At 66.6% G+C, this 13,717-nt stretch carries 14 protein-coding genes and 1 pseudogene; 7 read left to right on the top strand and 8 right to left on the bottom strand.

What is annotated here, in order from left to right:
- Positions 1-87: 87 nt before the first annotated feature.
- The 5 genes from ACWPOB_RS07495 to ACWPOB_RS07515 form a co-directional block, all read right to left on the bottom strand.
- On the bottom strand, positions 88-681 hold the full coding sequence (locus tag ACWPOB_RS07495; RefSeq protein ID WP_455400399.1) for an RBBP9/YdeN family alpha/beta hydrolase: 594 nt from the start codon (positions 679-681) through the stop codon (positions 88-90).
- A 26-nt stretch (positions 682-707) separates the two neighbouring features.
- Positions 708-2,033 (bottom strand): MFS transporter, encoded by a 1,326-nt coding sequence (locus ACWPOB_RS07500; protein ID WP_455400400.1) that lies wholly within the window; start codon positions 2,031-2,033, stop codon positions 708-710.
- 124 nt (positions 2,034-2,157) lie between these two features.
- The gene (locus ACWPOB_RS07505) at positions 2,158-3,207 is read right to left on the bottom strand and encodes a 3-keto-5-aminohexanoate cleavage protein (protein ID WP_455400401.1); all 1,050 of its coding nucleotides are present in this window, start codon (positions 3,205-3,207) and stop codon (positions 2,158-2,160) included.
- Positions 3,208-3,247: 40 nt separating this feature from the next.
- Complete coding sequence (locus ACWPOB_RS07510) at positions 3,248-3,595, bottom strand: carboxymuconolactone decarboxylase family protein (RefSeq protein WP_455400492.1); 348 nt, start codon at positions 3,593-3,595, stop codon at positions 3,248-3,250.
- Positions 3,596-3,951: 356 nt separating this feature from the next.
- The gene (locus ACWPOB_RS07515) at positions 3,952-5,004 is read right to left on the bottom strand and encodes an AraC family transcriptional regulator (protein WP_455400493.1); all 1,053 of its coding nucleotides are present in this window, start codon (positions 5,002-5,004) and stop codon (positions 3,952-3,954) included.
- Between the two features lie 295 nt (positions 5,005-5,299).
- On the opposite strand from ACWPOB_RS07515, the gene ACWPOB_RS07520 reads away from it, so the two are divergent.
- The 4 genes and pseudogenes from ACWPOB_RS07520 to ACWPOB_RS07535 all read left to right on the top strand — a co-directional run.
- Entirely contained in the window at positions 5,300-6,274 is a 975-nt protein-coding gene (locus ACWPOB_RS07520) for an NADPH:quinone reductase (RefSeq protein WP_165037597.1), read from the top strand.
- Positions 6,275-6,360: 86 nt separating this feature from the next.
- The gene (locus ACWPOB_RS07525; protein ID WP_455400402.1) at positions 6,361-7,272 is read left to right on the top strand and encodes a TauD/TfdA dioxygenase family protein; all 912 of its coding nucleotides are present in this window, start codon (positions 6,361-6,363) and stop codon (positions 7,270-7,272) included.
- Between the two features lie 225 nt (positions 7,273-7,497).
- Positions 7,498-8,091 (top strand): rhodanese-like domain-containing protein, encoded by a 594-nt coding sequence (locus ACWPOB_RS07530; RefSeq protein WP_455400403.1) that lies wholly within the window; start codon positions 7,498-7,500, stop codon positions 8,089-8,091.
- A gap of 52 nt (positions 8,092-8,143) precedes the next feature.
- Positions 8,144-8,563, top strand: a pseudogene (locus ACWPOB_RS07535) (IS3-like element ISPfr13 family transposase); the annotation flags it as partial.
- A 161-nt stretch (positions 8,564-8,724) separates the two neighbouring features.
- On the opposite strand, the gene ACWPOB_RS07540 reads toward ACWPOB_RS07535, so the two are convergent.
- Positions 8,725-10,104, bottom strand: a complete 1,380-nt coding sequence (locus ACWPOB_RS07540; RefSeq protein ID WP_455400404.1) for an MBL fold metallo-hydrolase — start codon at positions 10,102-10,104, stop codon at positions 8,725-8,727.
- Positions 10,105-10,232: 128 nt separating this feature from the next.
- On the opposite strand from ACWPOB_RS07540, the gene ACWPOB_RS07545 reads away from it, so the two are divergent.
- Positions 10,233-10,535 (top strand): metal-sensitive transcriptional regulator, encoded by a 303-nt coding sequence (locus ACWPOB_RS07545; protein WP_455400405.1) that lies wholly within the window; start codon positions 10,233-10,235, stop codon positions 10,533-10,535.
- A 42-nt stretch (positions 10,536-10,577) separates the two neighbouring features.
- On the opposite strand, the gene ACWPOB_RS07550 is transcribed toward ACWPOB_RS07545, so the two are convergent.
- Positions 10,578-11,210 carry a class I SAM-dependent methyltransferase gene (locus ACWPOB_RS07550; protein WP_455400406.1) on the bottom strand — a complete coding sequence of 211 codons (633 nt, stop codon included), beginning with the start codon at positions 11,208-11,210 and terminating at the stop codon, positions 10,578-10,580.
- A 39-nt stretch (positions 11,211-11,249) separates the two neighbouring features.
- Positions 11,250-11,594, bottom strand: coding sequence for a glutaredoxin domain-containing protein (locus tag ACWPOB_RS07555; protein WP_100055119.1), 345 nt, complete (start codon positions 11,592-11,594; stop codon positions 11,250-11,252).
- 252 nt (positions 11,595-11,846) lie between these two features.
- Between ACWPOB_RS07555 and ACWPOB_RS07560 the strand changes: the two genes are divergently transcribed.
- Both ACWPOB_RS07560 and ACWPOB_RS07565 read left to right on the top strand, forming a co-directional pair.
- On the top strand, positions 11,847-12,680 hold the full coding sequence (locus ACWPOB_RS07560) for a slipin family protein (protein ID WP_455400494.1): 834 nt from the start codon (positions 11,847-11,849) through the stop codon (positions 12,678-12,680).
- A 200-nt stretch (positions 12,681-12,880) separates the two neighbouring features.
- Positions 12,881-13,702 (top strand): class II glutamine amidotransferase, encoded by an 822-nt coding sequence (locus ACWPOB_RS07565; RefSeq protein WP_100055120.1) that lies wholly within the window; start codon positions 12,881-12,883, stop codon positions 13,700-13,702.
- The last annotated feature ends 15 nt before the right edge of the window (positions 13,703-13,717 follow it).

The raw sequence follows: 13,717 nt of genomic DNA on the forward strand, positions 1-13,717 counted from the left end.
TCGGTCGGGGGCCGGCGAAGGTCCGGCCGGAACGTTCGTCGGAGGTGGTGGGCGGGACGACAGTGTCGGGATCCGCCAGGTTCGGCCTCATCGACGAACGGCGGCGCCCGTCGGGACCGTGGCGATCAGGTCCTGAAGAAGGTCTTCGGCTTGTGGCCAGTACCCGTAACCCGAGGCCGGGGTGAGGTGGCCGACGTCGCCGAGGTCGACCAGGCGGCTGCCCCACATCTCTGCCATGCCGGCGACTCGCCGGTGGCAGGCAAGCGGATCATCGGCGCTTGCAGCGACGATGCTGCGGAACGGAAGGCGCCGACGTGGGATCGGGTTCCACCCGTATCGGCTGAGTTCGTCCACCGAGGGGTACCCGTCGGGAAGGGGCAGTTCGAAGTCCGGTGGGGTGACCAGGAGCGCTCCGTGGACCGGCCGTGTGGCTTCCCGCGCCCAGTGCACGGTGGTGAGGACACCGGCGCTGTGGGCGACGACCACGACGGGTCCGGGGATGTCGGACAGGGTTTTTTCGAGGGCGGCCACCCACCCTGCCCGATCGAGCGGGGTCCCGGTGGGGCGTTCGACGGTGCAGACCTGGGGAAGCTGCTGAGCGAGCTGGTGCTGCCAATGGTCTGTGGCGAGCGGAGCGAGACCGGGGACGATGACCACGGTCGGACAATTGGTGATGTTCACGGTCGACTCCAGGCGAATCGGAGAGGTCACACGGTCGGACGGGCGTCCAGTGCGGCGAGTTTGCGTGTTCCCGCTGGGTAGAGGCGCTTGCCCACGACCAGCGCGACGATGGCGGCAAAGTACATGAGCGGCGAGAGCTGCAGGGCCGAGTACAGGCCGATCCGGTCGGCCAGGGCCCCGACAACCATCGGACCCAGCGCCAACCCCAGCAAGTTGTAGAACAGGATAGCTGTGCCGAGAGCCGTGGCGCGGAGACTGGCGTGGGTCAGATCGGCTACGAGTGCGGTTACCGGTCCGAAGGCCCCGTTGGAGAAGAATGCTCCTGCCGCGAGCATCACCAGCTGCGGCACTCCTGGTTCGGCGGCGAAACCGGTGAGCAGCAGGACCGCCGACAGGAGACAGAAGATCGCCGAAACGAGCCATTTGCGTATCGGGACGATCCGACTGATCCGATCGGTGATCAGGCCACACAGCGGCATTCCGACGCTGATGCACAAGATGAACAGTGCTGCCATCGCCCCGGCCCGGTCCGGGACCATGTCATAGTAGCGATTGAAAAAGCTCGGCAGCCATGCCATCAACACCGCGGGGGTGAAAACCAACAGCCCTCCACCGATATAGGCGCAGAGCACCGCCGGGTTGGTGATCAGGCTCGACAAGGGGGCGCGATAGCCTTGCGCTGCTGTCTGTTGCGCCTCGGCTGGGTCCGAGTATCGGTATTCCGCCAGCCGACGTTCGGTGACCACGGCACGGAACAGCGCCACCAGGATCAATCCGAGGATCGCCAGGGACGCAAACGACCAGCGCCAACCGACGTGGACGGCGATGACCCCACCGAGCATGACACCTACCACCGAGCCGATCGGCGAGCCTGCCAAGAACGCGCCACTGACAGCAGAACGTCTTCCGGGAGCGAAGATCGTGAGCAACAGAGCGAGGCCCACGCTGCTGTAGGCGGCCTCTCCGACGCCGATGAGGAACCGCGCACCGAGCATCTGGCCGTAACTGGTGGCCACGGCGCACATGAGGGTGGCCGCACTCCATATCGTCGCCATCAAGATCACGCTCTTGAGGCGGCCCCATCGATCCGCCAGTAGGGACAGGGGGATGGCACACAGGCCGACCATCAGTGCGACCACGCTGTTGAGCGCGGCGAGCTCCGAATCAGAGAGTGCCCATTCCTCTTTGAGGAAGGGAAAGACGGCGCTGAGAACCTGACGGGACATGTAGTCCGACAACAGCAAACCAAAGATGAGAACGAAGACGACCCAGGGGTAGATTCGCGACTTACGGCTCGACGTGGTCGGGGCGGCGGCCGGGTCATCGGTGGTCGTGGTGATGTGTGTGCCCATGGGCTCTCCTATGGCCGATTGGGACCGGGAGCGGGGACCCGTGGCCCCGCGGGTACCGGGGGCGCGGAACCGTGTCGGCTGCGCGCCCCCGGGGTTCAGGCGCGGATCACCTGTCGGTGATCATTCAGGCGTGGTGCAGGAAGCCGAGCTGGCCGGGCTTGCGGTTCGGCGCGTAGCCGAGCTTGGCCAGGGCGGTGTCGGTGTCGGCGTAGGTCTCGTCGAGCTTGTAGATCTCGCGCGCGTCCTTGCAGGTGGCCACCTCGCGGCCGAGCTCACCGGCGATACGCACCATCTGCTCGATCTGTTCGACCGAGGTCCGGCGCTCGCCCTTGCGACCCCACAGGTTGTCCTCGATGCCCACCCGCACGTGCTGGCCGAGCGCGATCGCGATCGTGCACATCGGGATGACGTGACGCATGATCGACTCGATGGTCAGCACCGCGCCGTCGGGGGTGCGGCGGATGAACTCGATCAGATCGGCCGGGTGCACGCCGGCTGCGCCGCCGCCGATCGCGACGTAGTTCAGCACCAGCGGACCGGTGTAGTGACCCCGCCGGATCAGCCGCTCCACGGTCTCGAGCTGTGCCAGGTTTCCGAGCATGAAGTGCGGCTGGATACCGGCGTCGGTGAGGCGGCGCAGGTGCTCGAGGTAGAAGTCGGGGCCGGCCTCGACGGTCATGTCGCGGTAGGCCTTGTAGATCGCCGGGTCCTGGAACGAGGTTCCGGCGATGTCGTCGTCGGTCATCAACTCGACCAGGTTCATCTGGTTGGTGTTGATGGCGATGGTCACCTGATCCGGGGCCGGGTCCAGGGTGGCCAGCATGTGACGGGTGTCGTGGGGCAGCCACTTCGCCGCCTCGCCGTCCTTGGGCGGGGCGAACGAGATCGACCCGCCGACCTGCAGGATCATCTCCGGCACCGCCTCGCGCAGCCGGGCGAGCATCTCGTTGAACATCTCGAGCCGCTTCGAGCCGCGGCCGTCTTCTTCGCGCACGTGCACGTGCAGCACCTGCGCGCCGGCGTTGTAGCAGTCGACCGCCTTCTGGATCTGCTCGTCCATCGTCACCGGGATGTCGTCCGAGTCCCCGGGCAGGAACTCCGGACCGTACGGGGCGACCTGGATGACGAGCTTTTCCTGGTTCTCGGGCAGCAGCGAATCGTCGAGGTAGTGCATGATCGTCCTTATCGTTGTGAGGTGTTACGTGGGTGGCGTGTCACTGTCCGCCGGCGCGCCCCTCGTAGGCGGCGAGTTCCTCGGCGAGGATCGGAACGCCGAGATTGCAGGCGTGGATCCCTACCGCACTGGCGTACTGCAGCACGGCGAGGATCTCCTCCCGGGTCACTCCCAGTTCGAGGGCGGCGCGGATGTGCCGACGGACCCCCGGCGCATACATGTGGGTGCAGGCGGCGTCGATGGCGATGCTCAACAGTTCCACCACCTGGGGAGAGAGCACACCTCGTCGCACCGGCGCCGTGGCGAAGGCCATGAAGTGCTCGGTCCCTTCCGGATCCCAGTCGAACAGCTGGTCCCACATGGGATTCCAGCCGCCACGTTCACGCATCGAATCGACCACGGGCGTAGGGGAAGTCGGGATGTCGGTAGTCAAGAGGCACTCCAGGAGGGACGGTGGCGCGGTAGGCCAGCATATGAAGGTGGCACGCGTCACATTATCCGAGCGCTGTAGGTACTTCTTGACCGATAGTGGCACTTCGATTGACATGATGTGGCATGTACCGGGAAACACGCCTATGCGTGTTCTCCGTAGCCGGATTCCCGAGACGAGACGCGGCCCGGGGCGCGGACTTTTCAGTTCGTCTCCGGCCGTCGACTCCGTTTGCGTCCGAGAGCGCACAGTGGCAGCCGGTCCGTGCGCCGCCCGGGAAAGCCGGTCACCACGGCCGAGACGGTGGATCGAGATCAGGCGTCGGGACGAATTGCCCGCCAGGCCTTCGGACTGGTGCCGAACTCCCTGCGGAACCACCGCGAGAACGCCGACAGTTCGGAGAATCCCAGCAACTGCGCGACTTCCGTCAAGGAACGGCTCTGGCGTCCGACGTACTGACGGGCCAGCTTGATACGGACGGAGTTGAGAATCGACGAGAAGGTCTCGTTCGATTTCGCGAGGTGCCGGTGAACGGTCTTGCGGTCGATGCCCAGGGTGTGCGCGACCTGCTGGAGCGAGCAGCGTCCGGTGGGGAGCAGCGCCTCGATCAGATTCCGGATGCGATCGAGTTCGTCGGCGCTCCGGGCAGGAGCGATCGCTTCGATGTATTGCTGCGCAAACGGTCGGAACAGAGGATCGGACAGGGTATTTGGCGCGTCGAGTTCCGCGGAGTACAGCACGAGCCCGTTGAAGTCAGCGCCGAATCGGATCGCGTAACCGAGGACGCGATGATGGATGGTCAGGTCGGTCGGGGGCATGTGGGTGAAGCAGACGGTGACCGGCTTCCAGTGGACGCCCACGAGCGTGCGGACGATACGAACAACCGTGCCGACGGTCTGCTCGATGAGCTGCCGACCTTCGGTATCCGCACTCAGGTCGAGATCGACCTTGACCGTGGCGAGCCCGTCGAGCTCGAACACTCGGATGTGCAGTGCCTCGCTGTGCAGGTGCTCGTAGCGGCTGATCATGCTCAGCGCGCTGCGGACGTCGGGTTCCTCGCGGGCGGCGAGGCTGATCGGACCCAGATTGGACAGGCGCCGATTCTCCGCCAGACGAAGCCCGAACGCCTCGACGGACGCGGCGGCGGCGGAAAGGTGCAACAGCTCGGCGACCGTGTCGACCGCGATCCACTGGTTGTGCACCACCAGGTCGGCAGGGTGTAGTCCCACCCTCCTCAACAGCGGAAGATGGTCGACTCCCAGGGACCGGGCAAGGTCCAGGTAACCGTTCAGGACCGCGTTACGCACGAGCAGAGTCATCAGTCCTCCTACGATGCGCCACAGATGATCAATGATTCTGCCACCCACGGTCAAGACGTGAGCTGGGTCGCCCTCCTAACCTTTGCCGTAACCCCCAACGAGGTCAGATGCTCGCCCCGAAGGGGAGCACATGAACACCGGACCCGAAAAAGGAACTTCCACACGGTGCCGGCTCGCCGTGTGCTGGGGATCCCCGAGGGAACTCACGTCGGTTGCCGGCCGGCAGAACTGCGTCGATGCCGAAACATCGAGGACGCCGGGGCCCGGTGGAAACGGCCCCGTGAATCGCACACCAGAACCATGATCCGGCCGAGCGTCGGGTCCAGTCGAAACGGAGACTCCCGTGGCGCACGCGATCCGCTTTTATCAACCCGGCGGTCCCGAGGTACTGCGATGGGAGAAGGTCGACGTCGGGACACCAGGACCCGGGGAAGTCCGGATCCGGCACACGGCGGTCGGAGTCAACTTCGCCGACACCTACTTCCGCACCGGCTACTACCCGGCCGTACTTCCCGCCGGACTCGGGATCGAGGCGGCCGGCGTCGTGGAGGCCGTCGGCGACGGCGTATCGCACGTTGCCGTCGGTGATCGCGTCACCTATGCACACAGTCCCTTGGGTGCCTACAGCACAGAGCGGGTGATGCCGGCGACCTCCCTGATCGGACTGCCCGACGCGATCTCCTCCGAGACAGCGGCCGCAATGACCACCCGCGGCCTCACCGCGGCCTATCTTCTGCGCCGCATTCATCCGCTCGCGCCTGGCGAGACCGTTCTTCTGCACGCCGCAGCCGGCGGGGTCGGCCTGATCTTCCTGCAATGGGCGAAACTGCTCGGACTGCGTGTGATCGGCACCGTCTCCAATGATCACAAAGCCGAAGTGGCTCGCGCCTACGGCTGCGATCACGTCATCTTCCACCGAAAGGAGGATGTAGCCGCGCGGGTGCGGGAGTTGACCGACGGTGTCGGTGTACCGGTCGTGTTCGACAGCATCGGCAAGGACACGTTCGCCGCCTCCCTCGACTCGCTCGAACGGCGGGGCCTGCTGGTGTGTTTCGGTACCGCATCCGGCCCGATTCCACCGATCGATGCCCTGCAACTCGCGACCAAGGGGTCGCATTTCGTCACCCGACCCGCGCTGGCGGACTATCTCGCCGACCCGACAGAGCGTGCCGAGCTTGCGAACGAGTTGTTCGACCATGTCGAGACCGGCCGCATCAAGATCGACATCAATCAGCGCTACGCCCTACCCGACGCAGCGCAGGCCCACCGGGACCTCGAAGCGGGCCGCAGCATCGGTTCCTCGGTTCTCTGCGTCTGACTCTCCCACCGTTCCGCGGACTTCGCGGCCCGAACCGAACGGGTCGGAACAGCCACACCATTGCAACCCACACCAAGGAGAAAGCCATGACCGACACTCTTCCGAGCGCAAAGCACACAGCCGCCGCGGCAGCCGGCGACGTTCCGCGGGCTACGATCGAAGCCAAGCCGCTCACCTGCCACATCGGCGCTGAACTGTTCGACGTCAACCTCGCCGACATCGCACGCGACGACGCTCTGTTCGCCGAGGTGAAAAGACTCCTGCTCGAGTACAAGGTCCTGTTCCTGCGTGACCAGAACATCACCCGCGCCGACCATCTCGCCTTCGCCAGACGGTTCGGTGAGCTCGAAGGGTACAACCCGAATACGGGCAACGAATCCGGCTTGGCACTGCTCTACAAGGACCTCGACAGCAAGCCGGAGCATATCGAGAACATCTTCCACAGCGACACGACCTGGCGGGAGTTCCCCTCGATGGGATCTGTGTTGCGCTGCGTCGAGACTCCCGAAGTGGGGGGCGACACGATCTGGGTGAACATGGCCGAGGCGTACCGGGGGTTGCCCGAGAGCGTCAAGGAACAGATCGACGGCTTGCGGGCCCGTCACAGCTTCGAAGCTGTTTTCGGTGCCTCCAAGCCGATGGAACAGCGCCTCGAGCTGAAGGAGCAATACCCCGACGCGGAGCATCCTGTGGTGCGCACCCATCCGGAGACCGGGGAAAAGATCCTCTACGTCAACGCGGTCACCACGAACTTCGTCAACTTCCACACGCCACAGAACGTGCGCTACGGCGCGGACTACGCCCCCGCCGCCGGCAACCTGCTCAACTACCTGATCAGCCGTGCGGCAATCCCCGAGTACCAGGTTCGCTGGCGCTGGACGAAGAACAGCGTCGCGATCTGGGACAACCGCTGCACCCAGCACTACGCGGTCCAGGACTACTGGCCGGCGGTTCGGAAGATGGAACGCGCGACGATCGTCGGCGACAAGCCGTTCTGAGGGCAGGCTCGATCAGCAATTCGTCGTCTGCACCGGCCCGGGCCGAGGCCCCCGCACATGATGAGCGGGGGTCTCGGCCCTGTCCGAAATCACTTCCCCAATCATGACCGCGCGTGACCGCGGATTCCGACCGGGACCTGGCGGCGAACGACGGGCTTCTCGCCCGCACCGGCTGTGGGTCGTTCGCCCCGCTGGTACCGCCGAGGAGAACCAGGAGATACGTCAATGCCCGAACGTCAGCAAGCAGTCAGTCGCTCTTCGCTCCCTCGCGCAGGACAGAAGACCTCCGCAATACCAGAGAAGCAACAGACGCGCCTCGGTCTGTACGTGACAGCCCCTCAGGCCTACGAGCTGCAAATGACCCAGCCGCGCCACACCAGCATCATCGATGTCCGAACACCGGAAGAATATCTGTTCGTGGGCCACGTCGAGACGGCGAGAAACCTCCCTTTGGTCTTCCTGACCTACCAATGGGACACACAGAGGAACGAGCCCCTTACAGAACCCAATCCCAACTTCGTGCCCCGCGTGATGAGCTTGTACTCCCGCACCGACACCCTCCTGTTGATGTGCCGTTCCGGGGAACGCAGCGCACGCGCGGTCGACGCCCTGGCAGATGCCGGTTTCGAGAACGTCCACAACGTCCTCGACGGGATGGAGGGCGGACTCGTGGATGACCCGCACAGCGCCTATCACGGCAAACGTATGAAAAACGGATGGAAGAACGCCGGACTTCCCTGGACCTACGACCTGGACGCCCATCTGACATGGAGCACCGACCGGCCGGGAGAATTGCAGGGTGAAGCGCCCAGGGTTTGATGTCACATCCTGGTTTGATGCCGCATCCTTGTGAATCGGAAGGATGAGCACCATGCCGAAGAAGATCGACGCCGCACTGCGTGCCCGTGCGGTGCGCCCGGTGACAGAGCACCGAGACCAGTACCCCTCGGTGACCGCTGCGTGTGCGGCGGCGGCCAAGCAGGTGGGTGTGGGAACGGAGTCGGTGCGTTGACGGGTCGCGCGGGCCGACGTCGACGCCGGCACCCGACCCGGGTTCACCAGCGCGGAGAACGCCGAGCTCGAGCGTTTGGAGGCAGAGAACAAGAGGCTGCGTGAGGATGTCGCAATCCTAAGCGCTGCAACAACTTTGTTCCTGGGAAAACTCGACCCCCGCAACCGGAGATGATGGGCTTCATCGACACGATGAGGGCCGAGGGACACGCGACCCGCGTCGATCTGCCGAGTCCTGCATTCGCAGGGTGCCCGGATCACCGCACGAACCTACCGGAGCTGAGAGCAGGCATGCCGCCCTGTCGCCGACCGGACCGTCACCGGGCATGGTCCCAGCCGGTCACGACCTTCTCCGGACCGGACGGGTGCGGCGCAGAGCGACGGCAGCCCGCCCCCTGGTCTGCCAGGGGCGGGCTGCCGTGGGTTTCGGAAGATCCGGGATCAGGCGGGGACGTGGGCCTCGGCCCAGGCGTTGTAGCCGCCGAGCAGGTCCGAGACGTTGTCGAAGCCCTGCGCCCGCAGCAGCGACGCGGCCACACTCGAGCGCCACCCGCCGGCGCAGTGCACCACGATCGGCTTGCCGGTCGGCACCTGCCCGAGCCGGGTCCGCAGCTGCGCCAACGGGATCGGCACCGCCCCCGGAATCACCCCGAACTCGCGTTCACCGGGATTGCGGATGTCGACCAGCGTCACCGCCTCGGCGGCCAGCAACTCGTCGAGCTGCGCGACGGTGGTACGCACCGCCGGCTGCACCAGATCCGCCAGCTCCGCCGGGAACACCCCGTCGTGGTCGACGGTGAGGTAACCGGCCGCGTTGTCCGACCCGATCCGGGCCAGCCGCACCGCCGCGTCCTGCTCCTCCCCCGGGTAGGTGATCAACACGATCTGCTCCCCCACCTCGGCGACCATCCCGCCGGTCTCGGCGAACCGGCCGTCGAACCCGACGTTGACCGACCCGCGCAGATGCCCGGCCGCGAAGTCGTCCACGCTGCGCGCATCGAGCACCCGGGTCCCGGCGGCCAGCTCGGCCCGCACCCGCGCCGGGCTCAGCTCCGGGATGCTGCGCCCCTGGTCGAGCAGCGGATGGATGCTCTTGTTCAACCCGGCATCGACCGAGAAGTAGGCCGGGGCGGCCGGCTGCCCCTCGGTGACCAACGCCACGAACGCCTCCTCGCTCATCGGCTGCACCGACGGGTTGCTCACCCGCTGCTCCCCGATCGTGGAGGTCAGCTCGGCCGACAGGTTCTTCCCGCACGAGGAGCCGGCGCCGTGCGCGGGCAGCACCGTGACCGCATCGGGCAGGGTCAGCAGCTTCTCGTGCACCGTGTGGTACATCGCCCGCGCCAGATCCTCGGTCGACGAATCACCCAGGTTGACCAGGTCCGGGCGGCCCACATCGCCGATGAACAACGAGTCCCCGGTCAGCACCGCGGCCGGGGTCGCCCCCGGATGCTCGCGCACCAGCACCGAGATCGACTCCCAGGTGTGCCCCGGGGTGGCCAGGATCTCGAGGTCCACCTCGCCGAGCGAGAGGTGCTCGCCGTCGCGCAGCCGGCGGATCGGGTAGTCCGCCTCGGCGGCCTCCCCGAACCCGATCCACGCCCCGGTCGCCTCGAGCAGCTCGAGATGCCCGGAGACGAAGTCCGCATGGAAATGGGTGTTGATCACACCCTCGATGCGCAGCCCGTGCCTGCGCGCGTCGTCGAGGTACTCGGTGACATCGCGGCGCGGATCGACCACCACCGCCCGGCCGGTGCTCTCGTCACCGATCAGGTACGACGCGTGCGACAGGCACTCGATGTAGTACTGCTCGAGAATCATCGTGGTTCCTCCGTTTGAGTCGATTTCGTCCTCGATATGGACAACCCTGCCACATACCCCCTAGGGTATGTCAAGTACCCCATGGGGTATCCCTTCGAACCTCGTCCCCTACCGCAGGAAGCACCACGATGAACACTCCCGTCGACCCCGTCTCCAGGACCGCCGTCACCCCCGAAGCCGATACGCAGGTGCTGCACCGGCTGCGCCGCGCGCAGGGGCAGCTCGCCGGCGTCATCGCCATGCTCGAATCCGGCCGCGAGTGCCGGGACGTGGTGACCCAGCTCGCCGCCGTCTCCCGGGCGCTCGACCGTGCCGGGTTCAAGATCGTTGCCGCGCAGCTTCGTCGGTGCATGCTCGACGAGGGGGACGACACGTGCCCGGACCGGCTCACCGAGGAACAGCTCGAGCGCCTCTTCCTCGCCCTGGCCTGAGGGAGACCGCCCGACGACGACGTTCGCGACGTGGTGGCGCGATCAGCGCCGCCGGGCCCTGACCACCGTGTCGTGCACGGTGACGGCGCGTCCGTCCGGGTCGGTGACCGACCGCGCGACGGCGGCCTCGGTGACGACGTTCCAGCCGTCGGGATCGAGCAGCGCCACGACGTCCGCTCCCGTGAAGAACAGCTCGGGCCGCGGCGGGCGCGGCACGGTGGTCTGCAGGTCGGAGGGGTGATGGCCGACGACGAGGAGGGTACCGCCGGGAGCGACCGCCTCCGCGAGCCCACGAAAGAGGACGTCGCGTTCCGGTTGCGGCAGGTGCATGTACTGCGCGGAGACCAGGTCGTACCGCCCCCGGCCCGGATCCCACGCGGTGAGGTTCTCGTGCAGCCACGTGATGCGCCCGGCGATCTCGGCGCCGGCCCGATCCGCGTGCTCGGCGGCGCGTTGCAGGGCGACGCCGGACACGTCCACGCCGTCGACCCGCCAGCCGCGCCGCGCGAGCCAGATGGCGTCCGCGCCCTCGCCGCAGCCGACGTCGAGGGCGAGGGCGGGCCCGAGTTCGGCCGCCTCCCCCACGAGGTGACGGTTCGGCTCACCGCTCCAGAGCGCGGGACGGGAACGGTAGCGCTCGTCCCAGAGTTCTTCGTCGAGTTGGTTTTCCGGCACTGCGACTCCTTCGGTCGTCGGTACGGGTGGTCGGGCGCGTCAGTCTCGGAGCGGGAAGCCGATTCGGGACAACAGCTTCCGGGGACGAGACACCGGTAACGGGAGCAGTTCGCCGGCCCGCTCGGGGAGTTCCCGCTCGATCGCGGCCTCGATCTCGCGCACCCCGGGATTGACCAGGGCGACCCGTCCCACGAAGACGGTCGGCACGGTCTCGTCGCCGCCGGTGACCGCACGGACCCGCCCCGCGGCCGCGCGGTCCTGCCAGATGTCGATCTCGCGGGTGTCGATGCCGCGTCGGCGCAGGGCCCGGCGCAGCCGCGAACAGAACGGGCACCCGGGTCGCCACAGCACTTCGATCCCGTCGACGAAGTCCGCCGATGTCATCTCCTCGCTCCTCTCACTGCACGTCCCGACCAATATACCCGAGGGGGTATGTTTTCTCCGGTGTTGCGCCCGGTCTCGTACGGACCCGGCGCGGACGGTCTCGAACTCGCCGATCCGCCCCGGCGGTGACTTTCGACCCTTCCCGGCCGCGGTCCACGAGCGCACGGTGAAGGCAACCGCGACCTGCTGCGGGATGGGAGGAACGTCGTGACCGCCTGGATCATCCTCGCCGCCGTGCTCCTCGTCGTGGTGATGTTCGTGTTGTCACAATCGGTGCACGTCGTCACCCAATACGAGAAGGGCGTGCTCTTCCGGTTCGGCCGGCTGATCGGAGTGAAGGAACCCGGCCTGCATCTGATCATCCCCATCGTCGACCGCCTCACGAAGGTGTCGTTGCGGATCGTCACGATGCCGATCCAGTCCCAGGGGATCATCACGCGCGACAACGTCAGCGTGGACATCTCCGCAGTCGCCTATTTCCGTGTCATCGACGCCGTGAAGTCGGTCGTCGCGATCGAAAACGTCGCCGCTGCGATCGATCAGATCGCCCAGACCACGCTGCGCAGGGTGGTCGGCCGGCACACCCTCGACGAGGCGTTGTCGGAGACCGACGTCATCAACGTCCACATTCGAGAATTCCTCGACGTCTCCACCCTCGAATGGGGCGTGGAGGTGACCCTGGTGGAGTTGAAGGACATCCAGCTTCCCGACAGCATGAAACGTGCCATGGCCCGTCAGGCCGAGGCCGAGCGGGAGAAGCGCGCCAAGATCATCGCGGCGGAAGGTGAGTCGATGGCGGCCGCCGCACTCGGAGACGCCTCCGACACGATGATGGCCCACCCCCTGGCCCTGCAACTGCGCAACCTGCAGACCCTGGTGGAGCTGGGGGTCGAGAAGAACACCACCGTGGTGTTCCCGGCCCCCATGATGAGTGCCATCGGCGAACTGAAGACGTTCCTCGAACACGAAGCCACCGCGGCAGCGGCCGCCCAGCGCACACCGGTGGCGCCCACCTCCGGCCTCGTCGGCAACGGCACGTCGGCATCCGTCGCGGCGGCACCCACTGCGTCGGCGCGAGGAGTGTAAAGCCGGGACGGGACTCGACCGCGGATCGGTGATCGTCCCCGGTGGCAGCCGCGGCATTGCGGTCGACGACGGTGCCGCCACGGGCAGGGTTCTCGATCTCGGGCGGACCGGCATGCCGCGGTGACCGCGGGTGAACCCGCTGCCTTCTTTCCGGCCCGGGGGCGACACCCGGGTGCTTCAATGGTCGGGTGTGCAGATGGATGGCCTACTCGGGCGAGCCGATCCTCGTGGAGGATCTGCTGTTCAAACCCGAGCATTCACTCATCGACCAGAGCCTGCACTCCCATCTCGGAGCCACCACCACCAACGGTGACGGATTCGGAATCGGCTGGTACGGAATAGGTTCCGATCCAGCGATGTTCAAGAGCATCGATCCGGCGTGGAACAACCACAACCTGCGGGAGATCGCCGGGCAGATCCGCACCCCGCTGCTGTTCGCGCACGTGCGGTCCTCGACCGGCACGCAGGTGCAGCGCAGCAACTGCCACCCGTTCCGGCACGAGGAATGGCTGTGGATGCACAACGGCGAGATCCTCGGCTTCCGGGAAATCAAGCGGGAACTGATGATGGCCGTGGATCCGTCGCTGTACCCGGACATCGCGGGTACCACGGACTCCGAGGTGCTGTTCTTCCTCGCTCTCACGTTCGGTCTCCAGGACGATCCGTTCACCGCGGTCGGCCGTGCGGTCGGGATGGTGGAGAAGGTCGCCCGCAGCCACGGCATCGACGATCCCGTGCAGATGACCGTGGCCACCACGGCCGGCGACACCATCTGGGTGTTCCGCTACTCCAGCGAGGGCCGGACCCGGTCGCTGTTCTACTCCACCGAGGTCGCCAAGCTCCGCGAGCTGCACCCCGAGGTGGAGATGTTCCATCGTCTGGGCATCGACGCCCGGTTCGTCGTGTCCGAACCGCTCCGCGATCTGCCGGGCGCATGGAACGAGATGCCCGAGTCCTCCGCCGCCGTGGTCGGCCCCGCGGGCAACGACATCCGGCCGTTCCGGCCGCTCGAGCCGGTGTAACCCGAGAGGTCGATG

The organism is Rhodococcus sp. 2H158, assembly GCF_053764755.1.